General features: G+C 45.2%; 20 protein-coding genes and 2 tRNA genes. 19 read left to right on the forward strand and 3 right to left on the reverse strand.

The features are described from left to right. Positions 1-43: 43 nt before the first annotated feature. The 16 genes from ftsH to ACMXYP_RS01875 all read left to right on the forward strand — a co-directional run bounded on the left by ftsH (position 44) and on the right by ACMXYP_RS01875 (position 15,955). The gene (ftsH, locus tag ACMXYP_RS01800; RefSeq protein ID WP_415883303.1) at positions 44-2,002 is read left to right on the forward strand and encodes an ATP-dependent zinc metalloprotease FtsH; all 1,959 of its coding nucleotides are present in this window, start codon (positions 44-46) and stop codon (positions 2,000-2,002) included. 80 nt (positions 2,003-2,082) lie between these two features. Beyond that, positions 2,083-2,934, forward strand: coding sequence for a dihydropteroate synthase (gene folP / locus ACMXYP_RS01805; RefSeq protein ID WP_415883304.1), 852 nt, complete (start codon positions 2,083-2,085; stop codon positions 2,932-2,934). A gap of 15 nt (positions 2,935-2,949) precedes the next feature. Continuing rightward, complete coding sequence (gene glmM, locus ACMXYP_RS01810) at positions 2,950-4,302, forward strand: phosphoglucosamine mutase (RefSeq protein ID WP_415883305.1); 1,353 nt, start codon at positions 2,950-2,952, stop codon at positions 4,300-4,302. A 38-nt stretch (positions 4,303-4,340) separates the two neighbouring features. After that, complete coding sequence (tpiA, locus tag ACMXYP_RS01815) at positions 4,341-5,093, forward strand: triose-phosphate isomerase (RefSeq protein WP_415883306.1); 753 nt, start codon at positions 4,341-4,343, stop codon at positions 5,091-5,093. A gap of 14 nt (positions 5,094-5,107) precedes the next feature. After that, on the forward strand, positions 5,108-5,491 hold the full coding sequence (gene secG, locus ACMXYP_RS01820) for a preprotein translocase subunit SecG (protein ID WP_415883307.1): 384 nt from the start codon (positions 5,108-5,110) through the stop codon (positions 5,489-5,491). Positions 5,492-5,510: 19 nt separating this feature from the next. Then, positions 5,511-5,597, forward strand: a tRNA-Leu gene (locus ACMXYP_RS01825). A 165-nt stretch (positions 5,598-5,762) separates the two neighbouring features. Next, positions 5,763-5,839 (forward strand) — tRNA-Met (locus ACMXYP_RS01830). 191 nt (positions 5,840-6,030) lie between these two features. Continuing rightward, entirely contained in the window at positions 6,031-6,486 is a 456-nt protein-coding gene (rimP, locus tag ACMXYP_RS01835) for a ribosome maturation factor RimP (protein WP_415883308.1), read from the forward strand. Positions 6,487-6,519: 33 nt separating this feature from the next. Further along, positions 6,520-8,007, forward strand: coding sequence for a transcription termination factor NusA (nusA, locus tag ACMXYP_RS01840; protein ID WP_415883309.1), 1,488 nt, complete (start codon positions 6,520-6,522; stop codon positions 8,005-8,007). A 27-nt stretch (positions 8,008-8,034) separates the two neighbouring features. Beyond that, on the forward strand, positions 8,035-10,566 hold the full coding sequence (gene infB, locus ACMXYP_RS01845) for a translation initiation factor IF-2 (protein WP_415883310.1): 2,532 nt from the start codon (positions 8,035-8,037) through the stop codon (positions 10,564-10,566). A gap of 31 nt (positions 10,567-10,597) precedes the next feature. After that, positions 10,598-10,999 (forward strand): 30S ribosome-binding factor RbfA, encoded by a 402-nt coding sequence (gene rbfA, locus ACMXYP_RS01850; protein ID WP_415883311.1) that lies wholly within the window; start codon positions 10,598-10,600, stop codon positions 10,997-10,999. A 2-nt stretch (positions 11,000-11,001) separates the two neighbouring features. Further along, complete coding sequence (truB, locus tag ACMXYP_RS01855; protein WP_415883312.1) at positions 11,002-11,976, forward strand: tRNA pseudouridine(55) synthase TruB; 975 nt, start codon at positions 11,002-11,004, stop codon at positions 11,974-11,976. A 122-nt stretch (positions 11,977-12,098) separates the two neighbouring features. Beyond that, positions 12,099-12,368 (forward strand): 30S ribosomal protein S15, encoded by a 270-nt coding sequence (gene rpsO / locus ACMXYP_RS01860; RefSeq protein ID WP_415883313.1) that lies wholly within the window; start codon positions 12,099-12,101, stop codon positions 12,366-12,368. A gap of 197 nt (positions 12,369-12,565) precedes the next feature. Further along, the gene (gene pnp, locus ACMXYP_RS01865) at positions 12,566-14,671 is read left to right on the forward strand and encodes a polyribonucleotide nucleotidyltransferase (RefSeq protein ID WP_415883314.1); all 2,106 of its coding nucleotides are present in this window, start codon (positions 12,566-12,568) and stop codon (positions 14,669-14,671) included. A 234-nt stretch (positions 14,672-14,905) separates the two neighbouring features. Next, complete coding sequence (gene msrA, locus ACMXYP_RS01870; RefSeq protein WP_415883315.1) at positions 14,906-15,406, forward strand: peptide-methionine (S)-S-oxide reductase MsrA; 501 nt, start codon at positions 14,906-14,908, stop codon at positions 15,404-15,406. Positions 15,407-15,598: 192 nt separating this feature from the next. Further along, a complete protein-coding gene (locus tag ACMXYP_RS01875; RefSeq protein WP_415883316.1) occupies positions 15,599-15,955 on the forward strand; it encodes a DUF3127 domain-containing protein in 357 nt (118 codons plus the stop codon). A gap of 82 nt (positions 15,956-16,037) precedes the next feature. On the opposite strand, the gene ACMXYP_RS01880 is transcribed toward ACMXYP_RS01875, so the two are convergent. Next, positions 16,038-18,833 (reverse strand): bifunctional aconitate hydratase 2/2-methylisocitrate dehydratase, encoded by a 2,796-nt coding sequence (locus ACMXYP_RS01880; protein WP_415883317.1) that lies wholly within the window; start codon positions 18,831-18,833, stop codon positions 16,038-16,040. A 1,003-nt stretch (positions 18,834-19,836) separates the two neighbouring features. Here ACMXYP_RS01880 and acnA point away from each other — a divergent pair. Continuing rightward, positions 19,837-22,554 carry an aconitate hydratase AcnA gene (gene acnA / locus ACMXYP_RS01885; protein ID WP_415883318.1) on the forward strand — a complete coding sequence of 906 codons (2,718 nt, stop codon included), beginning with the start codon at positions 19,837-19,839 and terminating at the stop codon, positions 22,552-22,554. A gap of 261 nt (positions 22,555-22,815) precedes the next feature. Here acnA and ACMXYP_RS01890 read toward each other — a convergent pair whose 3' ends face one another. Together ACMXYP_RS01890 and ACMXYP_RS01895 are read right to left on the reverse strand one after the other, a co-directional pair. Next, the gene (locus ACMXYP_RS01890; RefSeq protein ID WP_415883319.1) at positions 22,816-23,622 is read right to left on the reverse strand and encodes a class I SAM-dependent methyltransferase; all 807 of its coding nucleotides are present in this window, start codon (positions 23,620-23,622) and stop codon (positions 22,816-22,818) included. Between the two features lie 211 nt (positions 23,623-23,833). Further along, positions 23,834-25,234 (reverse strand): PLP-dependent aminotransferase family protein, encoded by a 1,401-nt coding sequence (locus ACMXYP_RS01895; protein WP_415883320.1) that lies wholly within the window; start codon positions 25,232-25,234, stop codon positions 23,834-23,836. Between the two features lie 145 nt (positions 25,235-25,379). Between ACMXYP_RS01895 and ACMXYP_RS01900 the strand changes: the two genes are divergently transcribed. After that, positions 25,380-26,255, forward strand: a complete 876-nt coding sequence (locus ACMXYP_RS01900; protein ID WP_415883321.1) for a DMT family transporter — start codon at positions 25,380-25,382, stop codon at positions 26,253-26,255. A gap of 158 nt (positions 26,256-26,413) precedes the next feature. Further along, complete coding sequence (locus tag ACMXYP_RS01905; protein ID WP_415883322.1) at positions 26,414-26,686, forward strand: hypothetical protein; 273 nt, start codon at positions 26,414-26,416, stop codon at positions 26,684-26,686. Positions 26,687-26,720: the final 34 nt, after the last annotated feature.

Consider the following 26,720-nt stretch of genomic DNA (forward strand, 5'->3'; position numbering starts at 1 on the left):
CGCCTAACAAAATCAGCAAATTGAGGGTATTCCATTGAATGATATGGCGAAAAATCTAGTTCTATGGCTGGTGATCGCAGCGGTATTGCTGACTGTTTTTAATAATTTTAATGAAAAGGCCGAGTCTAACCGACTAAGTTACTCTGATTTTGTCAAAGAAGTTCAGGATGATCGTGTGACTAAAGTCATTATTGATGGCTATATTATTCAGGGCCAGCGCTCTAACGGGGATATGTTTGAAACCGTACGCCCAGCGCTTCAGGACCCTAAACTGGTTGATGATCTAATTAATCACAATGTTGTGATTGAAGGTAAGCAACCAGAGCAGCAGAGTATTTGGACTCAGTTGCTAGTCGCTTCTTTCCCTATCCTTGTCATTATTGCAGTGTTCATGTTCTTTATGCGTCAGATGCAAGGCGGTGGTGGCAAAGGCGGTCCAATGTCTTTCGGTAAGTCCAAAGCGCGTATGATGAGCGAAGATCAGATTAAAACGACCTTCGATGATGTTGCTGGCGTTGAAGAGGCTAAGGAAGATGTTCGTGAGCTAGTGGATTTTCTTCGTGATCCGGGTAAATTTCAGCGCCTAGGCGGCCATATTCCACGTGGTGTGTTGATGGCGGGTAATCCGGGTACTGGTAAAACCTTGTTGGCGAAAGCAATAGCCGGCGAAGCGAAAGTACCGTTCTTTAGTATTTCTGGTTCTGACTTCGTAGAGATGTTTGTAGGTGTGGGTGCATCCCGTGTTCGTGACATGTTTGATCAAGCGAAGAAAAATGCGCCATGTATTATCTTCATCGACGAGATCGACGCTGTAGGTCGTCACCGTGGTGTTGGCATGGGTGGTGGTAATGATGAGCGTGAACAGACATTGAACCAGTTATTGGTAGAGATGGATGGCTTTGAAGGCAGTGAAGGTATTATCGTAATCGCTGCAACTAACCGTCCAGATGTACTTGATCCTGCACTTCTGCGTCCAGGTCGTTTTGACCGTCAGGTACATGTAGGTCTTCCAGATATTCTTGGTCGTGAGAAAATTCTTAAAGTGCACATGCGTAAAGTGCCATTAGGTGAAGATGTTAAGCCTGATCTGATTGCGCGTGGTACGCCTGGTTTCTCTGGTGCTGATCTAGCGAACCTTGTAAACGAAGCAGCCCTATTTGCAGCACGCGCTAACAAACGTACTGTAAGTATGATTCAGTTTGAGCAAGCGAAAGACAAAATTATGATGGGCGCTGAGCGTAAATCTATGGTGATGTCTGAAAAAGAGCGCTTGAATACAGCATACCATGAAGCTGGCCACGCGATTGTTGGTCGCCTAATGCCAGAGCATGATCCTGTGTATAAAGTTTCTATTATTCCGCGCGGTCGTGCGTTAGGTGTGACTATGTTCTTGCCTGAAGAAGATCGTTATAGCCATAGCCGCCAATCTATCTTGTCTAACATTTGTTCACTTTACGGTGGCCGAATTGCGGAAGAGATGACACTGGGTAAAGAAGGTGTAACCACAGGTGCATCGAACGATATTCAGCGTGCGACTTCATTTGCTCGTAGCATGGTAGCGAAATGGGGTTTGAGTGAAGAGCTTGGGCCATTGCTATACGATGAGGAAGAGTCAGATCCATTTAACCGTGGCTATGGTCAAGGTGCTAAACCGCTAGCAGAAGAGACGCAGCGTCGTATTGACACTGAAACGCGCAAGATTATCGATGAGTGTTACCAGAAGGCAGAGCAAATTCTGGAAGATAATCGCGATATTCTAGAGACTATGTGTCAGGCTCTGATGAAGTATGAAACGATCGATAGTAAGCAGATTGATCAGCTAATGAATCGTGAAGAAGTATCTGCTCCAGAAGGTTGGGTGGAAGAAGACAAAAGCGGTTCAGATCATGGTGCCAGCGAAAACGTAAATGCTGATACTGATACTGAATCGAAGGCTGATGATCGATCAGATGATGATTCAGATCAGGACATTCCACGCTCACCAGATAATAATATTCACTAAACACAAGGTGAATATGAAAAGGCTGGCTTTGTAGAAAGTCAGCCTTTTTTCATTGTATAACGTAATGAAGAACAGGATCTATGCGCCAGTTAGTCTGTGGTAATCGAACTCTAAACTTAGCTGATACCCATGTTATGGGGATTTTGAATGTTACGCCCGACTCGTTCTCAGATGGCGGAACGTTGTATTCCAATCAGCAAGTAAGATTGGATAATGTCATTCGACAAGCTGAAGGGATGGTGACCGACGGTGCGACTATCTTGGATGTGGGTGGTGAATCTACCCGACCAGGCGCTGCTACAGTGACTCTAGACGAAGAGCTAGGTCGAGTGCTTCCAGTTGTAGAGAAAATAGCATTAGAGCTAGATGTGGTTATCTCCGTTGATACCAGTACTCCTGAAGTAATAACTGAGTCAGTTAAACTAGGTGCGGGTTTAATCAATGACGTTAGAGCTCTTGGACGCGAAGGTGCACTAGTGGCCGCCGCTAAAACCAATCTGCCTATCTGCTTGATGCATATGCAGGGGAGTCCGGCGACAATGCAGGATGCTCCTTCGTATGATGATGTTCTAGATGATGTTGAGTACTTCTTACTGCAGCGAGTGAAAGCGTGCGAAGCGGCGGGGATTACAAAAGATAGATTGCTACTAGATCCAGGGTTCGGGTTTGGTAAGAGCGTAGAGCATAATCTACGTCTAATGAATAATTTAGATAGATTGAAGCAACATGACCTGCCCTTATTAATAGGGACGTCTAGAAAATCGATGATAGGCGCTGTTCTCAATAGAGAAGTTGAGCAACGACTACCAGGTAGCTTAGCCACTGTTGCGCTTGCTGTAATGCAAGGTGCAGAAATAATTCGTGTACATGACGTTGCGGAAACGGTTGATGTAGTGAAGATGACCCGTGCGGTTATGGCTGAGACGGTATAAAAGGAATATAAGTTAATGAGTAAGCGTTATTTTGGTACTGATGGTATTCGTGGCAAAGTTGGCCAATTTCCAGTAACTCCTGATTTTGTTCTTAAGCTGGGTTGGGCTGCAGGTAAGGTATTCTCGAGAGAAGGCCACAGTAAAATACTGATTGGTAAAGATACTCGAATTTCAGGTTACATGTTTGAATCTGCTTTAGAAGCGGGCTTGTCTGCTGCTGGTGTGGATGTCTTACTCACCGGTCCTATGCCAACCCCTGCAGTGGCTTATCTAGCACGTACTTTCCGTGCTGACGCTGGTATCGTCATTAGTGCATCTCATAATGCTTACTACGATAACGGCATTAAATTCTTCTCTTCAGAAGGTACTAAGCTGCCTGACGAAATTGAGCAGGCGATTGAAGCGCAGATGGATATCGCAATGACGACGGTCGATTCTGCTGAGCTAGGTAAAGCGCGTCGGATCGATGATGCTGCAGGTCGTTACATTGAGTTTTGTAAGGCTACTGCTGGTGGTATCAGTCTGAAAGGCTTAAAGATAATCTTAGACTGTGCCAATGGTGCGACCTATCACGTTGCGCCTGCTGTATTTTCAGAATTGGGTGCAGAAGTTGTTGAGATAGCATCGGCGCCAGATGGTCTAAATATCAATGAAAAATGCGGTGCTACTGCTACGCAGCGTTTGCAAACGGTCGTTACGGCAGAAAAAGCAGATTTAGGTATCGCTTTAGATGGTGATGGCGATCGCGTGATTATGGTTGATCACCTTGGTGAAGAAGTCGATGGCGATGAGCTTCTATACATGATTGCTGCGCAAATGCGTCGTGAAGAATCATTCCATGGTGGGGTTGTTGGGACGTTAATGACTAACTTCGGCCTAGAGCAAGCTTATGCGCGTGAAGGTATTCCATTTGTTCGTGCAAATGTTGGCGATCGTTATGTAATGGAGCAGCTATACAAACATGATTGGTTACTCGGTGGCGAGAGCTCGGGTCATATCGTTTGCCGTCATCTAACAACTACAGGTGATGGTACGGTTGCAGCATTGCAAGTACTTAAGGCGATCGTTGAAACAGGTGAAACGTTGAATACTCTTCGTCACGGTATGACCAAATTGCCGCAGAAAATGATCAATGTGCGTATGGCGCAAAAGTACAATATTGCTGAGGTTGAAGAGATCAGTGTTGCCGTTGCTAAAACTGAAGCGCAATTAGGTGATCGAGGCCGTGTTTTACTTCGTCCGTCAGGCACTGAACCTGTGGTTCGCGTTATGATCGAGGGTGAAAACGAAGAAGAAGTTAACAGCTTGTGTCAGCAGTTGGCGGATGAGGTTGAAAAAGCACTGCTTGCGCTTGAAAGTTCAGAGTAAGCCAGTTAATATTTGCGCCTCTTTAAATGGGGGTATAAATGCGTACAGCCTTAGTAGCCGGTAACTGGAAAATGAATGGTAATTCAGCATCTATCAATACGTTGATGGAAGGCCTGAATGCTGAGCTTAAATCCAATGCTGTTGATGTGCTGGTTTGTCCGCCGTCTATATACCTATCTCAAGTTCAAGCATTGACTGCTGATTCTGTTATTGCACTGGGTGCACAGAATGTAAGCGAGCAAAATAACGGTGCTTTTACGGGTGAGATCTCTTTAGAGATGTTGAAAGATTTAAGCTGCGAATACGTTATTCTTGGTCATTCCGAGCGTCGTAGTTTGTATGCTGAGTCAGACGAGCTGGTTGCTGATAAATTTAAAGCAACAGTTGCTGTTGGCTTGAAGCCAATCCTATGTGTTGGTGAAACGCTTGAAGAGCGTGAAGAAGGAAATACACTTGCGGTTGTTGAACGACAGATAAAAGCTGTTGTAAATGCTGCAGGTATCGAACAATTTAAAGATGCTGTAATCGCTTATGAGCCAGTATGGGCTATAGGTACAGGTAAAACTGCGACGCCGGAACAGGCGCAAGAAGTACATGCAGCTATTCGTAATATGATTGCTGAATGTGATGCTGAGCTAGCTAGCAAAATGCGTATCTTGTATGGTGGCAGTGTTAATGCTGCTAACGCAGCTGAATTGTTCGCGAATGAAGATGTTGATGGGGGGCTTGTTGGTGGAGCATCCCTTAAAGCAAACGACTTTATTGCCATCTGCCAAGCGGCAGGTGCATAACTGACGGTTCTGAGATGGAAACAGTAGTTTTAATTATTCATGTATTGTTAGCAGCCGCTGTAATTGGCTTAATTTTGCTGCAGCAAGGCAAGGGTGCTGAAGCTGGCGCTTCATTTGGTGCAGGTGCTTCGCAGACTGTTTTTGGTAGTACCGGTAGCGGTAACTTCCTTTCTCGCGTAACAGGCATTGTTGCTGCGGGCATTTTTGTTACAAGCTTTGTTTTAGCTGTATACGCTAAAGAAAAAGCTGATTCTGTTGGTGATGCAGGTATTCCTTCTGCTGAGCTTATCGAAAGCAAAGCAGCTGAGTCTGCTGTTGCTGAAGAGCCAGCGCTACCTGTTTTTGATGAATCTAAGCCAAAAGCGCCTGTAGATTCTGACATTCCTCAAAATAACTAACAGTTTCTAAAAGTTTGTTGCCCAAGTGGTGGAATTGGTAGACACGCTATCTTGAGGGGGTAGTGGCCGTCAGGCCGTGCCGGTTCAAGTCCGGCCTTGGGCACCATATTTCTTGATTAAGAGCCTCAGTACATATACAATTTGCACCAGTTTTTGGATAAGTGAATTGTTTATTCAGTAAGTCTCTTATTCTTTGAAGTCAAAAAGCTAAATTTCGGTTAGCTATCAAGACTTCAGGTCCACAGAAATGTTGGATCATTTAGGTTTTTGATGCGGGGTGGAGCAGCTTGGTAGCTCGTCGGGCTCATAACCCGAAGGTCGTTGGTTCAAATCCAGCCCCCGCTACCAACCTTATTTTTACGTAAGGCCCCTTTTAAGGGGCTTTTTCGTAGGTAAAATGCAGAGTCTTTAATCTAAGGGTTTGCATATCGGGAATGGGTCATTAGACCCATTTTTTGTTTTTGAAATTTACGATATTAAATCTAACTTATTGTTTTATAGGTGTTTAATATCTTAGTGTTAGAACGGGTGGGTTATTCGTGTCAGCGAAAATGAAACTATTACAAGAGTTGATTGAGCCTTCAGTTACAGCGCTGGGGTTTGAACTCTGGGGTATTGAGTTTCTCTCACAGGGAAAACACAGCACCCTACGGGTGTATATCGATTCTGATAACGGCATTAACGTAGATGATTGCGCTAAAGTCAGCCATCAGGTCAGCGGAATTATGGATGTAGAAGATCCGATTGCAGGTAACTACACCCTTGAGGTGTCCTCTCCAGGTATGGATCGTCCTCTATTTACACTTGAGCAGTTTGAAGCCTATGCAGGATCTGTTATTCAGGTTCGCTTACGAATTGCGTTTGAAGGCCGCCGTAAATTTAAGGGTGTGCTGAATGGTGTTGAAGGCGACGATATTCTGGTAGTGGTCGACAATGAAGAATATATGCTGCCGATTGAGTACATCGATCGTGCAAACATTATCCCTCAGTTCTAAACGTGGATTAGAGGTCTTAGGCGAGGCAGAAGCATGAATAAAGAGATTCTGTTGGTTGCGGAAGCAGTTTCTAACGAGAAAGATGTTCCGAAAGAAGTAATTTTCGAAGCGATTGAAGTTGCACTAGCAACGGCAACTAAGAAGCGTTACGACGAAGAAGCGGATATTCGCGTAGTTATTGATCGAGCTACAGGCGATTACGAAACTTTCCGCCGCTGGTTGGTTGTGAGCAACGAAGAAGTACCTGCACTAGGTACTGAACTGACGATGGAGGAAGCTGAAGAGATTGATGCTTCTCTAGAGCCAGGTAGCGTACATGAAGAACAGGTTGAATCTGTTAAGTTTGGTCGTATTGCGGCACAAACAGCTAAACAGGTTATCGTTCAGAAAGTTCGCGAAGCAGAGCGTGCGAAAGTTGTTGAATTGTACCGTGATCGTCAAGGTGAATTGATCTCGGGCAGTGTTAAAAAAGTAACGCGCGATAACATTATTGTAGATCTAGGTAACAATGCTGAAGCATTGCTGCCTCGCGATCAGCTAATCCAGCGTGAAGCATTCCGCATGGGTGATCGTGTACGTGCGGTTCTTCTTGAAGTTCGCTCTGAAGGCCGTGGTCCTCAGTTGATCTTGAGCCGTTCTTGCAACGAAATGTTGATTGAGCTGTTCCGTATCGAAGTGCCAGAGATTTCTGAAGAAGTGATTGAAATTCGTGCGGCGTCTCGTGATCCAGGTTCACGTGCGAAGATCGCCGTTAAGACGAATGATGGCCGTATCGATCCAGTTGGTGCATGTGTAGGTATGCGTGGTTCTCGTGTACAGGCTGTATCTAACGAATTAGGTGGTGAGCGTGTTGATATCGTGCTTTGGGACGACAACCCAGCGCAGTTGGTTATCAACGCAATGGCACCTGCAGATGTTGCATCTATCGTAATGGACGAAGAGACACATTCGATGGATGTGGCAGTTGCTGAAGAAAACTTAGCGATGGCGATTGGTCGTAGTGGCCAGAACGTACGTTTGGCTTCTGAGCTTACAGGCTGGGAACTAAACGTGATGACTGAAGAAGATGCACAAGAGAAGCATCAATCTGAAGTTGGTTCTGTGATCGATACATTCATCAACCACCTAGACGTTGATGAAGATGTTGCTGAAGTGTTGGTAGAAGAAGGTTTCACAACACTTGAAGAAGTTGCTTACGTTCCTGTTGATGAGATGTTAGAAATCGATGGTTTCGACGAAGCTATCGTAGAGGAACTACGTAAGCGTGCGAAAGATGCACTTCTAAACCTTGCTATCGCAAGTGAGGAAAAACTTGATAGTGCAGAACCAGCAGCAGACCTGTTGGAGATGGACGGTATGGACAAGCACCTAGCTTACCTACTGGCCGCGCAAGGTGTAATTACTATGGAAGATCTAGCAGAACAGTCTATCGATGACCTGCTAGGTATTGAAGGCCTGGATGAAGAACGAGCTGCAGCGTTAATCATGACTGCTCGTGCTCCATGGTTTGCTGAAGAGTAAAGATTAACGGAAGAGGAGCCTCCTAACATGGCAGAAGTAACAGTTAAGCAGCTTGCCGAAATGGTTGGTGTTTCCGTTGAGCGTTTGCTAGAGCAAATGCAGGAAGCAGGCATTTCAGGCAAGAATGAAAAAGCAGAAGTATCTGAAACTGAGCGTCAATCATTGCTAAATCATCTTAAGCGCAGCCACGGTGAAGATGCAGATGATGCAGAGCCTAAGAAAATTACGCTTAAGCGTAAAACTACATCGACACTAAAAGTTTCTGGTGCTTCTGGGAAGAAGAAGACTGTGAACGTTGAAGTACGCAAGAAACGTACTTATGTGAAACGTTCAGAAGTGGAAGGTGTTGAAGGCGAAGCTGATCAGCAAGCTGAAGCACAGAATGCTGAAGAGTTGCGCTTAGAAGAAGAGCGCAAACAGCAGGAAGCGGAAGCTCAAGCCGCACGTGAAGCTGAAGAGAAAGCCGCTAAAGAGCGCGAAGCTGAAGCACAGCAGAAGCGTGAGCAAGAAGCTAAAGCTGCTGAACAGAAGAAGCAAGAAGCTCAAGCTGCTGAGAAAGCTAAGCAGAAGAAAGAAGAAGAAGCGAAGCGTCGTAAGGCTGAAACTGAACAGCGTTTCAAAGCTCAAGAGCAAGCTAAGAAGAACGAAGATAACCGTCGTGGTAAAGGCAAGAAAAAAGGCAACGACAACCGTGGTCAGCAGGATCGTCGTGGCGGCAAAATCAGCCGTAACCGTGGTAAGAACGGCAAGCCTCTTTCTAATAAGCCAAATGAACATGGCTTTAAAGAGCCAACAACTCAACAGGTAATGGAAGTCTCTATTCCTGAGAGTATTACGGTTGCAGATCTTGCTAAGAAGATGAACGTTAAGGCTGCTGAAGTGATCAAGGTAATGTTTGGTATGGGCGCTATGGCGACTATCAACCAAGTTATCGATCAGGATACAGCAACGCTTGTTGTAGAAGAGATGGGCCACACTCCTAAGCCAATGCAAGAAAACGCGGTAGAAGAAGCGTTGATGGAAAGCATTCAGGCGCAGCAGGGTGATGCTGAAGGTCGCGCACCGGTTGTGACTGTAATGGGTCACGTAGACCACGGTAAAACGTCTCTACTAGATTACATTCGTTCTTCACGAGTAGCGTCTGGTGAGTCTGGTGGTATTACCCAGCATATCGGTGCCTACCACGTAGATACTGATAACGGCATGGTTACATTCCTTGATACTCCGGGCCACGCTGCGTTTACCGCAATGCGTGCACGTGGTGCCTCTGTAACCGATATCGTAATCCTAGTAGTTGCAGCAGACGATGGCGTAATGCCACAGACTGAAGAAGCGGTTCAGCACGCCAAAGCGGCTGGCGTACCTCTAGTTGTTGCTGTTAACAAGATCGATAAAGAACAAGCTGATCCAGATCGTGTTAAAAACGAATTGGCAGCACTGGACGTTATCCCAGAAGAATGGGGTGGTGAGAACCAGTTCGTAAATGTATCTGCTAAATCAGGTCAAGGTATTGAAGAGCTTCTGGATGCCGTACTACTGCAGTCTGAAATCTTAGAACTTGAAGCTGTACCTAATGCTCCTGCTCAGGGTGTAGTAGTTGAATCACGCTTAGATAAAGGTCGTGGTCCAGTTGCTACTGTACTTGTACAGAACGGTACGCTACGTAAAGGTGATATCGTACTTGCAGGCCTTCACTACGGCCGTGTACGTGCAATGCTGGATGAGAACGGTAAGCCTATCGATTCCGCTGGTCCTGCGATCCCTGTAGAAATCCAAGGTCTGGATGGTACACCAAACGCAGGTGACGAATTCACTATGGTATCTAACGAGAAGAAAGCACGTGAAGTTGCTCTATTCCGTCAGGGTAAATACCGTGATGTTAAGTTGGCTCGTCAGCAGAAATCTAAACTTGAGAACTTGTTTGCAAACATGCAAGCGGGTGATGTTAAGACTTTCAACATCGTACTGAAGACAGACGTACGTGGTTCTTTGGAAGCGCTAACGCATGCTCTAGAAGATCTATCTACTGATGAAGTTAAAGTGAACATCGTATCTGGTGGTGTAGGTGGTATCGCAGAAACTGATGCTAACCTTGCGGTAACAGCAGATGCATTGATGGTTGGCTTTAACGTTCGTGCTGACGCTCAGGCGCGTCAGGTGCTAGAGCGTGAAGGTATTGAACTACGCTACTACAGCGTAATCTACGACATCATTGATGACGTTAAACAGGCGATGGGCGGTCTGCTATCTCCTGAATACCGTGAAGAGATCGTGGGCATTGCTGAAGTACGTGATGTATTTAAAGCGCCTAAGATCGGTGCGGTTGCCGGCTGTATGGTTACAGAAGGTACTGTCTTCCGTAACAAACGTATCCGTGTCCTACGTGAAAACGTTGTAATCTATGAAGGTGAGCTAGAATCTCTACGTCGCTTCAAAGATAACGTTAACGAAGTACGTCAGGGTATGGAGTGTGGTATCGGCGTTAAGAACTACAACGACGTTAAAGTCGGAGACCAAATTGAGGTTTACGACACAGTTGAAATTCAGCGCACACTTTAACGTTGCAAATACAAGGTAATAAATAACCTTTATGGCACGCGATTATAGTCGTACATCTAGGATTGCTGACCAGCTCCAACGTGAGCTGGCTCAGCTGATCCAGTTTGAAATAAAAGATCCACGCTTAGGTATGGTTACAGTTAGCCATGTCAAAGTCAGTAAGGATCTAGGTTTTGCTGATGTCTACATCACTGTTTTACCACTTAATGGTAAAGATGAAGCAGAAGCAATTATTGATTCACTAAAAGTACTGAACAATGCCGCAGGTTTCCTTCGTGGAGAACTGTGTCGTAACGTTCAGCTACGTGTTATGCCGCAACTGCGTTTCCATTTCGATGAAACGATCGAGCGTGGTAGACATCTACATCATCTGATTGAGGCGGCTATCCGTCAGGAAAATCAGAGCGCTTCTAAAGACGCTGACGAGGAATAATCGTGGGCCGTCGTAGAAAATCCCGAGGCCGGGCGGTCGACGGTGTATTCTTGTTGAATAAACCGTCCGGTATCTCTTCTAATTCCGCTCTACAGCAAGTTCGACGCATTTATGATGCGGCCAAAGCCGGTCATACAGGTGCCTTGGATCCACTTGCCACTGGTATGCTACCGATTTGTTTAGGTGAAGCGACTAAGTTCTCTCAGCACCTGCTCGATTCTGATAAACGCTATATCACAACAGCTAAGCTTGGTATTCGTACAGATTCTAGTGATGCTGATGGCGCTGTCGTCGAAGAAAAACCTGTTCCAACAGATCTGACTGAAGACAAGATAGATACTATTTTGCAGTCAGAGTTTAGCGGTGAAATAGAACAAGTTCCTTCGATGTTTTCAGCGTTGAAACACCAAGGGCAGCCGCTTTATAAGTTGGCTCGAAAGGGTATTCAGGTCGAAGTAAAGCCGCGTAAAGTAACGATCCATGAGATCAAATTAACGGCTTTGCGAGATGATGAAATTGATCTAGAAGTCTTTTGTTCGAAAGGGACTTATATCCGTTCAATTGTCGAAGATCTCGGCCATATCCTGGGTTGTGGTGCGCATGTCAAAATGCTCCATAGACTGGATGTGGGTGCATTCACGGCTGACCGAATGATGAGTTTGGATGAGCTGCGCGATTTAGTGCCCGAAAACAGTGCTGAAGAAGAGCAAAAAGGCATACAAATCGAGCTGGATAAGCTATTATTGCCAGCCTGGGCTGCTGTAGATGATCTACCGGCAGTTCGATTAGATGATCAGCAAACCAGTTTGATTATGCATGGCCAATCAGTCCCTAATGCTGATTATGCAGAAGGTAGCTTGGTTCGTTTGTTTGGTACATCACTGGATAGCGATGCAGAGCGTTTCTTGGGCGTTGCCGAAGTAGTCGAGCAACAGCTAAAACCTAAACGCCTTATTTGCACTGAGGCTGATCAATAAAGATTTTATTTGGTTCTCGTAAGAGGGCCGATGTGGCGTTGTACTGAAAATATGCTCGGTGCATCGTTTCTTTTTAATCCGGCGATCTTAAGATCGTGTGCATATTTTTTAGGAGTAAGAAAATGGCATTAACTGCTGAGAAAAAAGCGGCAATCGTTGCAGATTTCGCTCGCGCTGAAGGCGACACTGGTTCCCCAGAAGTTCAGGTAGCTCTACTATCTGCTAACATCGAAGGTCTACAAGGTCACTTCAAAGCGAACAAACACGACCACCACTCTCGCCGTGGTCTGATCCGCATGGTAAACCAGCGTCGTAAGCTGCTGGACTACCTAAAAGGTAAAGATGCTGATCGTTACCTTGAGCTGATCAAGCGTCTAGGTCTGCGTCGCTAAGTTAGTGTGAATTCTCTGGGGCCATACAATGTATGGCCCCGGTTTTATCTGGGGTAAGAAAAGATAACTATTTCATCCCGCCCGTACTCAAATGAGTTTTTAGATCTAGCGAAAGAGCTTATTTGAGTACTGGCAAGACAGAAGGCATGAAAGTTATCTGAAAACTGCCCCGCCAAATTATTTAAAGGAAAATTATTGTGTTCCAAGTAGCTACTAAAACATTCCAGTTTGGTGGTCAGGAAGTAACTATCGAAACTGGCCGCGTTGCGCGTCAGGCGACAGGTTCTGTCCTGGTTAAAATGGGTGGTAACGAAGTACTTTGTACTGTTGTTGGCGCTAAAGAAGCAAAAGAAGGTCAGGGTTTCTTCCCTCTTTCTGTTCACTACCAAGAGAAATACTACGCTGTAGGCCGTATCCCTGGTGGTTTCTTCAAGCGTGAAGCACGTCCATCTGAAAAAGAGACGCTTACTTCTCGTCTTATCGACCGTCCAATTCGTCCACTGTTCCCTAAGGGTTACATGAACGAAGTTCAGGTTGTTTGTACAGTAATGTCTGCTGACAAAGTAAATGATCCAGATATCGCAGCGATGATCGGTACGTCTGCTGCACTAGCAATCTCTGGTATCCCATTCCAAGGCCCAATCGGTGCAGCACGTGTTGGCTTCACTGAAGAAGATGGTTACATCTTAAACCCATCTTATGAGCAGCTTGAAACATCTGAGCTGGACATGGTTGTTGCTGGTACGTCTGACGCTGTGCTAATGGTTGAATCTGAAGCGCAAGAGCTTTCAGAAGACGAAATGCTTGGTGCGGTTCTATTCGCTCACCAAGAGATGCAAGCAGTTGTTAACGCTGTTAACGAACTTAAAGCTGAAGCGGGTAAAGAAGCTTGGGTTTGGACTGCACCTGAAAAAGATCAAGATCTAATCGCTAAAGTACGCGCTGAAGTAGGCGAAGGCATCACAGCTGCTTACCAAGTTGCTGATAAAATGCAGCGTCAGAATGCACTGGCTGAGCTTCGTGCTCAAGCGGTTGAAAATCTAGCTGGCGAAGAAGAAGGTCAGCCTTCTGCTGGTGATGTATCTGGCATCGTTAGCTCCCTAGAGAAAGAGATCGTTCGTGGCCGTATCGTTGCAGGTGAGCCTCGTATTGATGGCCGTGATAACAAGACTGTTCGTGGTATCGATGTTCAAATCGACGTACTACAAGGTACTCACGGTTCTGCGCTATTCACTCGTGGTGAAACTCAGTCTATCGCGACTTGTACACTAGGTACTGCACGTGATCAGCAGATCATTGATGCGATTGAAGGTGAACGTAAAGATCCATTCATGTTGCACTACAACTTCCCTCCATACTCTGTAGGTGAATGTGGTCGTATGATGGGTGCTGGTCGTCGTGAAATTGGTCACGGTCGTCTAGCGCGTCGTGGTGTTGCTGCAGTTCTTCCAACTCAAGAAGAGTTCCCATACACAATCCGTATCGTATCTGAGATCACTGAATCTAACGGTTCTAGCTCCATGGCTTCTGTATGTGGCGCGTCTCTATCTATGATGGATGCAGGTGTACCACTTAAAGCACCAGTTGCGGGTATCGCAATGGGTCTTGTTAAAGAAGAGAACGGCTTTGCTGTCCTAACTGACATCTTGGGTGACGAAGATCACCTAGGCGACATGGACTTTAAAGTAGCGGGTACTGAAACAGGTATCACTGCACTTCAGATGGATATCAAGATCACTGGTATCACTGAAGAGATCATGGACATTGCGCTTGAGCAAGCATACGAAGCACGTGTTCACATCTTGAAAGAGATGGCTAAGGTTATCGGTTACGCTCGTCCAGAGCTTCCAGATAATGCTCCTGCGTTGACTCAATTGAAGATCAACCCAGAGAAGATCCGTGACGTAATCGGTAAAGGTGGTGCTACTATCCGTGCTCTTACTGAAGAGACTGGCGCATCCATTGATATCGAAGACGATGGTACAGTTCGCGTATACGCTGCAGACAAAGCAGCAGCTAAAGCGGCTACTGATAAGATCATCGAAATCACTGCTGAAGCAGAGATTGGTCAGGTTTACGAAGGCAAGGTTGTACGTATCGAAGACTTCGGTGCATTCGTTAACATCCTGCCGGGTAAAGATGGTCTAGTTCACATTTCTCAGATCGACAACAAGCGTGTTGAGAAAGTAACTGACTACATCCAGATGGATCAGATGGTTAAGGTTAAAGTACTGGACGTAGACCAGCGTGGCCGTATCAAACTATCTATGAAAGACCTACTTGCTGATGATGCAGTAAGCTAAGTTTCTTTTAGCGGTTAGTGGTGAAAGTGTTTCGCTACTAGTAGCTAAAGACTAAAAAAAACCGCCGATTTATCGGCGGTTTTTTTATGTGTGACATAAACCTTAATCGGTTAATGGCCGTACAAGATAAGGTTATTTGTTGACCGAAAGGCAGTAGCTGTGGGAACTTTCTGGTAAGCGCTATAACAAAGATATACTGGTCTATTGCTAGCTTTTAAATTGGAGGATGCCTGAATGAGTGAACAACGAGCAATACTTGCTGGTGGATGCTTCTGGGGTATGCAGGATCTAATTCGTAAATTACCGGGCGTTATAGCGACTCGTGTGGGCTACACCGGTGGTGATGTACTTAATGCTACTTATCGCAATCATGGTACGCATGCTGAGGGTATTGAGATCCTATTTAATTCAGAACTAATTACCTACCGAACCATATTAGAGTTTTTCTTCCAGATTCATGACCCTACCACGCCCAATAGGCAGGGTAATGATCGCGGTACATCCTACCGCTCAGCGATCTACTTTGTAGACGACGAGCAAAAGCAAACTGCGCTCGATACAATCGCTGATGTTGAAGCCAGCGGCTTGTGGCCAGGTAAGGTGGTAACTGAAGTTGAAGCTGCTAGCGATTTTTGGGTGGCAGAACCTGAGCATCAGGATTATCTTGAACGTTATCCTGGTGGGTATACCTGCCACTTTCTGCGTCCTGACTGGGTGTTGCCTAAGCGTTCGTAAGTAGCTAGTTGCTAGAAGCTAGGAGTTAGTCCACTCTAGGGTTGGTACGGCTTAATTTGACCGTGGGTTGTATTAAGACCTCGCTAATAAGGTGAATGCTAGTGCAGCTTTAAACTCTAACGAAGACTTCTTTTTTCGATTTTGATTTAATAAGCTCAATTTTGAAATTTTAGATACCTTTGGAAAGCATTCATGAGTTACGAGCTAACTGGCAAAATTAAACTGATCCAAGATCCGCAAACGTTCAATAGTGGCTTCACTAAACGTGAAATGGTCGTGATAGTTGAAGATGGAAAATATCCTCAGGAGATCAATCTGGAGTTTGTGCAAGATAAGGTTAGCCTGCTTGATTCGCTTCAAATAGGGCAAGAGGTCACGGTCAGCTTTGATATCCGTGGTCGCGAATATAACGGCCGCTATTTCAATAACCTTGTTGGCTGGAAGATTCAGTCAGCGTCATCCCCAGAAGCCTCTGAGCAAGAGTACTTTAACTCTAATGCGGCGCCCGCACCTCAGCCAGCTGACTTTGACGACGATATTCCGTTCTAAATGACGTAGCTATTTTAGCTCTTGGTAAAAACAAAAAAGCCCCGAATGATCGGGGCTTTTTATTGCTGACGTTATCTAGTGATTAGATACGTGCAGCTGGGATAGCTTGTGGTGCAACGCTTAGGTCTTCGCTTGGTGGAGCGAAAGACGTTAGGTTGATACCTTCAACAGCTGCTTTGTACTCTTCCAACGTTGGGAAACGACCCAAGATAGTAGAAAGAACAACCATTGGAGTAGAACCTAGTAGAGATTCACCTTTCTTCTCAGCAGAGTCTTCTACAACACGGCCTTGGAATAGACGAGTAGAAGTTGCTAGTACAGTGTCACCAGCTTCTGCTTTCTCTTGGTTACCCATACATAGGTTACAGCCTGGGCGTTCTAGGTACAGAATGTTCTCGTACTTAGTACGCGCTTCTTCTTTCGGATGCTCATCATCGAAAGTGAAGCCAGCGTATTTAGATAGAATATCCCAATCGCCTTCAGCTTTTAGCTCGTCAACGATGTTGTAAGTTGGCGGAGCAACAACTAGAGGTGCGTTGAACGTGATAGGACCGTTCTTCTCTAGGTTGCGTAGCATTGCAGCGATGATCTGCATGTCGCCTTTGTGAACCATACAAGAACCAACGAAGCCTAGGTTAACTTCACGGCCTTCGTAGAAAGAAGTTGGACGGATAACATCGTGAGTGTAACGCTTAGAAACGTCTTCGTTGTTAACGTCTGGGTCAGCAATCATTGGCTCGTCGATCTGATCCAGATCTACAACTAGCTCAGCGAAGTACTTAGCATTGTCATCAGGAGCAAGTGCTGGTTCTTCACCAGACTTGATGCCTGCAATACGCTTGTCAGCTAGGTCGATAAGACCTTGTAGCATGCCCGCTTCGTTTTCCATACCTTTGTCGATCATGATCTGGATACGAGACTTAGCTAGCTCTAGAGACTGAATTAGCGTTTCGTCAGTAGAGATACAGATAGAAGCTTTCGCTTTCATTTCTGCAGTCCAGTCAGTGAACGTGAACGCTTGGTCAGCAAGTAGAGTACCGATCTGTACTTCGATTACGCGACCTTGGAAAACGTTTTCGCCAGCGAACTTCTTAAGCATCTGCTGCTGAGTAGCGTGTACGATGTCACGGAAGTCCATGTGAGGCTTCATAGCACCTTTGAAGGTAACTTTTACAGACTCAGGGATTGGCATTGCTGATTCACCAGTTGCCAATGCGATCGCAACAGTACCGGAGTCAGCACCGAATGCTACACCCTTAGACATACGTGTATGAGAGTCACCACCAATGATGATTGCACGATCATCAACAGTGATGTCGTTCAATACTTTGTGGATTACGTCAGTCATTGAGTGGTAAACGCCTTTCGGGTCACGTGCAGTGATTACGCCGAATGCGTTCATGAATGCCATTAGCTTAGGCGTGTTAGCCTTAGCTTTGTTATCCCATACAGATGCAGTGTGACAGCCAGATTGGAAAGCACCGTCAACGCTTGTAGAGATAGTAGAAGCAGCCATTGCTTCAAGTTCCTGACAAGTCATAGGACCAGTAGTGTCCTGAGAACCTACGATGTTCACTTTAACGCGAACGTCAGAACCAGTGTGTAGAGGAGTCTTAGAAGTCACGCCTACAGCATTGCGGTTGAAGATTTTTTCAACAGCAGTTAGGCCTTGGCCTTCGTGAGAGATCTCTTTAGATTGAGCGTAAACAGCAGGAGCTTCAATGCCAAGAGTTTCAGCAGCGAACGTTTGTAGTTTCTTACCGAAAGTTACCGCGTAAGAACCACCTGCTTTCATGAATTCCACTTTCTGTGGAGTGAAAGAGTCGGATACGTCTGCTAGCTCTTCGTTACCGTTGTAAAGCTTCTTAGCTTTAGTGTCGATTGTTAGCACTGTACCAGTAGCAACAGAGTATGCTTCTTCTAGTACTGGATCGCCGTTTGCGTCACGAACAACTTCGCCGTTTGCATCAGTTTTCTTAACCCAGTTCTTAAGGTCAAGACCGATACCACCGGTTACACCAACCGTAGTTAGGAAGATAGGTGCGATACCGTTAGTACCTGCAACTACTGGACGGTTGTTGATGAACGGAATGTATGGAGAAGTTTTCTCACCAGCCCATAGTGCAACGTTGTTAACACCAGACATACGAGAAGAACCAACACCCATGGTGCCTTTTTCAGCGATTAGCATCACTTTAGCATCTGGGTTTTGCTTAACCATGTCAGCGATTTCTTGCTGAGCTTCTGGAGTGATCATGCACTTACCGTGCAATTCACGGTCTGCACGTGAGTGAGACTGGTTACCAGGAGAAAGAAGGTCAGTAGAGATATCGCCTTCTGCAGCAATGTAAGTGATAACTTTGATTGTCTCAGGGATATCGTCAAGCTTAGTGAAGAACTCTGCTTTAGAGTAGCTTTCTAGGATATCTTTAGCGATTGCGTTGCCCGCTTTGAAAGCGTCCGCTAGACGAGCTGTGTCAGCGTCGTATAGGAATACTTGAGACTTAAGAACTTCGCCAGCTGCAGCAGCTTGTGCGTCGTCAGAAAGTGCGATGTCTAGTAGTGCTTCTACAGAAGGACCACCTTTCATGTGAGACAGTTGCTCAAGAGCGAACTCTGGAGAGATCTCAGCAACAGTTTCTTTACCTAGAGCGATGTCTTTTAGGAAAGCCGCTTTAACACCAGCCGCTGGCGTAGTACCAGGTAGCGTGTTATAGATGAAGAAGTTTAGAGAAGCTTCGCGCTCTGCATTACCAGTGTCTTTGATCTGGGCAATGATTTCAGATAGCAATTCAGCGCTATCGATTGGTTTTGGGTTTAGACCCAGGTCCTTTTTACGAACCTCAATTTCTTCTAGGTAGTCAGAATAGTAGCTCATGGCGTCCAACGTCTCACTTAAATCTAGTTATGATTTGTGCGCAGATTATAAAAAAAAACAGGCAAACAGCTCAATCAAAACTATTTAAATGAGGCTAATAGTCGCTATAAATTTAAAAAATAGTACTTAAATCAAGGCTTTTAAAGAGGGTATACATTGGTTGTAGGTATCTATTTTTATTATAAAAAATGGCAGTTTTTGCCTTTATTGAAAATAGTAATCATTTAAAATTGGTTTTAATTGTTTTCTTAATTGAAAATAATAATCATTTTTCAAGGGATTGCTTAATTAGCCTTTGTTTCTGTGCTCGTTGCTGACGCATAGTCCGCCAGTCCGTGGTTTCGTTGGTACAGTCTTCTATTGGAGAGGTAAGTGGAATTAATTTGCTCTCCTTCTATAACGCAATTTGATGACAGCCTTTGTTATCTAAATTAGCTAAACAGAAGCTAGGTTAATTATTAGATGTTCCTTCGGGAAGTTTTTACCCACTGTTGAAACCAAATTAACTAAGGGTGATGTTTATCCAAGCTAAATCCTAGTTTCTAAATCCAGGTTACTGATAGTGATAAACGCCTCTAGCTTTCTTAGCGCACCCTCTATCTATAGCTTAAAAATCGCTTTCCTATCGATCTCATAATCCAGTTCCGAGCTCTATCTGAAATGCAGCGAGCTTGATCAAATTTCTTCAGTACTGTTCAAAAAACACCCGTTTTCACTAGCAAATAGTCTTAGATTGTATGTAATTTATGCAATTTAATGCCCTAATTACTTGCTTTGAGTCGGTTATTGTCTAATATTGTCGACAATCTTGATGAAGTAATTATTTGTGTTGCAGAAAATATCGGAAACGACGGCCGATAAAATCTAGGATGTTCTGCAATAGCGGTTCGTGTGACGTCTGAAAATGTAACCAACAAGGAAATCGAGCAGTTCTAGTGAACGAGGACTCGTAAAAAAAAAGGTTATGGCTTCAGCCGCGTCCTATCTGCGTGAGGTATAAAAAATGACAAGCCCGACCCATTTCGATCCATCTAGTTCTGTGAGAACACTCTCCGGAACAGAGCACAGTTTCCATAGTCTTCCTGATACCGCAAAACAGTTTGGTATCGATCTTGATGCGTTACCATTTTCACTGCGTCCTATCTTGGAAGGCATTGCTCGAAATGTTGGCCACAATGGCGTAACCGCTGAGCAGGTTCAGGCGCTTGGAAGTTGGACAGAGCACCAAGGTACAAAGCCGATCGAAATTCCTTTCACCGCGGGGCGTGTCATCATGCACGATCTGAGTGGTACGCCAGCGATTGTTGATTTTGCAGCGATGCGTTCAGCGGTTCAACGTATGGGCTTAAATCCGGCAATCATTGAGCCTCTAGTACGTGCAGATCTTGTTATCGATCATACGGTAACTATGGACAATACGGGCAGCCCGGCTTCACTAAAAATCAATGGTGAACTAGAAGCGGAGCGCAACAAAGAGCGTTATGCATTCTTGAAATGGGGTGCGCAAGCATTCGACACGATCCGAATTATTCCACCGCAAACCGGCATTGTGCATCAGGTTAATCTAGAGTATCTGGCTCAGGGATACTTAGACATTAACGGATTGATGGCACCGGATACGCTGATTGGTATGGATAGTCATACGCCAATGGCGAACGCGCTAGGTATTGTTGGTTGGGGTGTTGGTGGTATTGAAGCCGGTGCTTCTATGTTGGGGCAACCTATGCAGATGTTGGCGCCGGAAGTGGTCGGTGTTGAGCTAACAGGTGCACTACGTGAAGGTGTTACTGCAACAGACCTAGTACTAACCATCACCGAAATGCTGCGTAAATACCCAGCGGGTGTGGTGGGTAAGTTTGTTGAATACGTAGGTGAAGGTTGTGCCAACCTTTCTCTGCCTGATCGCGCAACCATTGCAAACATGTCGCCAGAATATGGCGCAACTATGGGCTTCTTCCCGTTTGATGAAGTGTCTGCTGAGTATATGAGAGCAACGGGCAGGGACGGTGATCTGCCACTTGCATACTACAAAGCACAAAATATGGCTTGGAAACCAGGTCAGGCATTGCCGCGTTATACCGACCTTCTGAAGCTTGATCTGTCTACCGTTGAGCCGTCTGTAGCGGGTCCAAAACGACCTCAAGATAGATTGCCGCTAGCTGAGATTGGTAAGGTATTCCAGAAAGCCGCTGCTGAAGGGGACCGTAATCCTGAAGTTGTTAAAGTAACGCCGATGAAAGCGGACGAAGCGGGTATTTTCGCACCACTGCCTGAACGTGAGTTAAAAGACGGCGATATTGTGATTGCTGCGATTACCGCCTGCACCAACACCTCTAACCCGGGCCTATTGATTGCAGCGGGTCTGCTCGCTAAGAAAGCCAATGAACTCGGTATGAAAGTACCTGATGGTGTTAAAACGTCTTTGGCTCCGGGGTCACCGGTTGCTACCGACTTCCTAACCAAGGCTGGTCTACAGCAGCATTTGGACGCTTTGGGCTTTAATACAGCAGGTTACGGCTGTACTACCTGTGTGGGTAACTCCGGTCCTCTAGCACCAAGCATCGAAGAAGCGCTGCAGAACCACGATATTATCGCTGCGTCCGTTTTATCGGGTAACCGTAACTTTGAAGGTCGTGTGCATCCAGATGTTGATACCAACTTCCTAATGTCTCCACCGCTGGTGGTTGCTATGGCGATGGCTGGCAATGTGAATATTGATGTTACGACACAGCCAATTAGCCAGGATGCCAATGGTAACGATGTTTACCTTAAGGATATCTGGCCGAGCAACGCTGAAATAAGCCAGACCATGCTTGAATGCATGGATCCGAAAGCGTTCCGCGAAACCTACGAAAACTCTTTGGATGGCCCTGCTACATGGCAGAACCTAGAATCTCCAACGGGTCCTGTGTATGACTGGGCTGCAGATTCTACGTATATCCAAGAGATCTCTTTCTTTGATGGTTTCTCACTGGAAACACCTGAAGATTCACTAAACAATATTTCAGGTGCGCGTATGTTAGTTATGTGTGATGACAACATAACCACCGATCATATTTCCCCAGTTAGCCGAATTCGTCCAGATTCACCTCCAGGTGAATATTTAAGTTCACAAGGCGTTGCAGACGAAGATATGACATCTCTGGGTGCACGTCGTGGTAACCACCATGTTATGTTGCGCAGTATTTTCGGCAACGTAAAAGCCCGAAACTTGTTGCTTCCAGGTACTACTGGCGCAGTAACGAACTATTATTCGTCTAATGCAGCTCCAGCACAGATGTCTATCTATGATGCGGCTGAGCGCTACCGTTCTGAAGGTACATCTACCGTTGTATTTGGTGGCAAGCTTTATGGCACAGGTTCATCACGAGACTGGGCTGCAAAAGGTCCTGCGCTGCTGGGTGTTAAAGCGATTATCGCTGAAAGCTTTGAGCGTATTCACAAATCAAATTTGGTGGGTATGGGTGTATTACCGCTGCAACTTCCTGAAGGTCTGACACGTGCATCATTAAATCTGGATGGCACAGAAACCTTTGACCTGAGTGGTATCGATACTCTGGAACCACGCGGCACAGTTGGCTTGACTATAAACCGCGCGGACGGTTCATCACAGCAGTTGGAGCTGACCTCTCGTGTTGATACTTCTTCTGAGCTGGATCAAATTCGCCACAAAGGCATCTTGCCGATGGTATTACGCGATATCATCGCTGCAAACGCATAACATCAACGTTCCTTTCTAGGAATTAAAAACCGCCGTTTATCGGCGGTTTTTTTATATCTGTGAATATATCCACATTAGTTTTATCCAAGTTTTATGTGGATAAGTACGTTGATAGTTTGAGTGTGAATTACTAAAGCCCAATAAACATAAGGGCTCTGGATGATTGTTCACATTTTGCTACTTTGAAGTGCAGTATATGCTTGTAAGTTTATTCACAGCTCAATTAGCTCTAATTCGCTATTGATCCAGTATTCTTTTACCTTAGAGCTTTACAAAGCGTAATGTCATACGGTCACTTTCACCGATTGCTTGGTAATGCGTTTTATTAACTTCTTTTAAACGATAGCTCGGTGGTAGGGACCAGACGCCAACTTTGTGGTCCTTAGTATCTTTAGGATTGGCGTTGATCTCAGACGTCTCAACGAGTTCAAATCCTAAACCTTCAATAAATGAAATTAGATAAGCTTCCGGAACGTAGCCATTTTCAGCGCTTTCTTTGTAATCACTGCCATCTTTAGCGCGGTGTTGAACTACACCAAGAGTACCGCCCTTTTTTAGCACGCGATGAAAAGAAGGATAGACCTCTTCTATGCCCCCAAAGCGTATCCAGTTATGGGTATTTCTGAACGTAACCACCATATCTTGAGAGCTATCCGGAACTTCAGCTAAATAGGTATCACCTTTCTTAAACACCACTACATCGGCTTTTCCATAAACTGATGGATTGGCTTGTAGCTTTGTCACAAGTTTGTTGTGTAAGCCCTGTAAAAAGTTGTTTGGGTGATCGGCGCCGAAGCTCGCTAAGGTGAGATGTCCGTTGTCTTTCAGCATCGGCGCAAGGATCTCTGTGTACCAGCCGCCACCAGGTAATATTTCAAGGACAGTCATATCGGGTTTTATGCCGAAAAAAGAGAGTGTCTCTACAGGGTGGCGATAAACATCACGCGCTATATTCTTTTCGCTGCGGTGTTCTGCAGCAACGGCTTGTTTTATAAATTCATTAGAGGCATGCACAGTATTAATGCTGGCGATGCAGAATATAAACAGTGACATTTTAATGAATTTCATCGTATTCAACCTTCTATGTTGTTTATGGCTGGCTTGAGTCTGTTATATCCCAATGTGCCTAATAATAGCTTTATCCTCAAGTCGTCTCGGTAATAACTTATCCCAATAATCTGTGGATAAGTTCGTTGATAGTCTGAGTGCTACTTGCCGAAAGCCTTAATTTACGTACGTTGGAGAGAATTGCTCATCTTTGTAACACTTAGGGAATAGATTAGTACGAAGCGATTAATTTGCCTAACTGTGCAATAGCGTCGACTTGTTCTTTTTGCCGAGTGTAATGGGCAAAACATAAGCGGATATGGTGATTAAAACGCTGGTCTGCACAAAAGAGGTTACCGGGTGAAATGCCAATACCTGCCTCAAGCGCTTGTTGAAATAGTTGATCGCTATTGACCTGTTTAGGCAGTGTAAACCACTGCAAAATACCGCCGCTTGGTTTGATAAAGCAGGTGTTACTGGGCCAATGTTGACGGATATCTTCATCGAGCATCTCGACTCTCTCTTGGTAGCCACGACTAACTTGTGAGAGATGACGGCGATAACGGCGGCCTATCAGTAATTCACTGATGCCTTGTTGCGATATGGCAGAACAGGCGATGCTGGTAACAAATTTTTGGAAGTTAACTTGTTCGTAGTAGCGCCCGGCTAGCACCCAACCCAGTCTTATATCAGCATCTACGGTCTTAGAAAAAGAACCGCAATGAAGCACCCGTTGATCGGTATCCATCGCTTTAAGCGCTGTTGGTCTTTGTTGATTGAAACTCAATTCTGCGAAAACATCATCTTCAATAACTGCAATATCCCACTTGTTGGCAATGACCATTAAGCGCTGTCGACTTGCTAAATCTAGATTGAAGCCCAACGGGTTATTAAAGCTTGGGTTGGTCAGTACCGCTTTAATCGGCCATTGAGTTAGGGCGGTTTCTAGAGCATCTAAATTAGTCCCTAGGAGTGGATCTGACGGCAGTTCCAATACCTTAAGCCCCAAAGCTTCAATGCACTGCAGAGTGCCGTAGTAGCAGGGTGATTCAACGGCAATAGTGTCCCCTATCTGGGCAACAGAGCGTAAGCAGAGTGATAAAGCTTCCTGAGCGCCATGGGTAATCACAATCTCTTCACTATTACAGCTAAATGCGGTGGCATTCAGGTGATCAGCTAATACGGACAGAAGTTTAGGATCGCCCGGCGGGGTGCTGTAATGGCTGCGGCGTTTTTCACTGGTGTGTGCCCAATGACGAGTATGTTTGGCTTGCTGCTGATAATACCAAGCGACCGTTGGCCATCTGGAATCGGGGTAAGCCGAACCGAGAGCTAAGTGCCCATGTTGATTCGCTGCGCCCAAAACACTGAACGCAGTCGAGCCCAACTTAACTTTTCGCGGTTTGATGGCAGGAACTGAGTTTTTCGGGGAGGAGACAAAGAACCCTAGTCGTGGTTTAGCGTAAATCAGTTGCGACTGCTCTAACTCAGTCAGGCCTTTGATGATGGTATTTTTACTTAACTGATATTGCAGGCTTAAGGCCCGGATAGAGGGCAAGCGGGTGCCGGGCGATAAATCACCGCTTTCGATTCTAGAGCTAAGCTGTTGTACCAACAGTAAATACTTTTTCATGGGTACAGTTTGTATAAATTTACAGACAAGTGCAATTTGAGGCTTTTCTGTACCCTTGAAACTGACCTGCCTGTGTCCCTTTTTTGTTTAGCCTGTTCTCTCTACAGTGATGCAATCAATTTAGATAGTTTGTAGAGAGTCAGTCATGCTGAATAAACAGCAGTGGATAACTTTAGTTCCTTGGGCGTTTGTGGGTATTTGGAGTACCGGTTTTATCGGTGCCAAGTATGCGGTGCCTTATATGGAGCCTTTCAGCGTCCTACTAGTACGTAGTTTGCTGACGATTGTTGTCTTTGCGGGCTTATTAGCATGGCGTAAACCGCAATGGTGTAGCTTGCCGCAAGCAGGTCATCAGATGGTGGTGGGGTTTCTCGTTCATGCCTGTTACTTAGGCGGCGTCTTCGCAGCAATCGACTGGTCACTTCCAGCTGGGATTACCTCATTGGTGATGGGGTTACAGCCCATATTAACGGCCTTGTTGGCTGTCATCTGGTTACAAGAGCGGCTGTTGAAAACCCAATGGTTAGGTTTAGTTCTGGGTTTAATCGGTGTTGTTATGGTGGTCAGCCAAGGTTATTCACAGGGGAGCTATTTGGCTGGTGGAGATGCATGGGCAGCTGCGGTGATTGCGTTAGTCGCTATATCATTAGGCACTTTGTACCAAAAACGTTTTGGTGTCGGTGTAGATCTGATGGTGGGGGCTTTTTATCAATACGTGGCGATGGCAATTGTGATGGCTATATTGGCCTATGCATTTGATAGCGGTGTGGTGGAATGGAACTGGACCTTAATTGGTGCATTAGCTTGGATGGTATTGGGCTTATCCGTCACTGCAATACTGTTGCTGCTAATTATGATTCGCGAAGGGGAGGCGAGTAAGGTCGCTAGCTATTTTTATCTGGTGCCCCCTTTAACCGCGATAGAGGCGTGGTTCTTGTTTGATGAATCGTTATCGATGCTGGCAATGATAGGGATTCTAGTTGCCGCTCTTGGTGTGTTTTGCGCAGCAAGAAAGATATAAATATAAATTTTTAGCTTCTTTTAGTTATAAGAAGTGTATTTTTTAGTCTTAATTATTAGGTGAACCGACTTGTCTACTTTTCTGTCATAAGGGCATATCAATTAATCGATATAACTCCCAGTGGTATAGGGAGCTCTTAAATTAGAAAGGTAAATAATATGTCTCTTAAAGTTAAATCTACACTACTTGCGTTAATGTTTGTTCCTACCCTAGGTATGGCTGCGGATACGGATCACGAACAAGCCATTAATTTTATTTATAGCAGTAATGGGATGGAACTCAGTGAATCGGCATCTATGAATAAAGTCGAAAAAGTGATGAAAAAGGAAGTTTCTACATCGGATAAAAAGCAGATGCAGAAAACTAATGGAATGGACTACAGCCGTATTTGGTCGGGGTATCCTAAAATTGAAGGGCATGAAGTGTATTAGTTGATCAAAAGAGAATGGGGCTTTTAGCCCCATT

It is taken from the genome of Neptuniibacter sp. QD34_54 (genome assembly GCF_047778055.1).
Classification (GTDB): Bacteria; Pseudomonadota; Gammaproteobacteria; order Pseudomonadales; family Balneatricaceae; genus Neptuniibacter.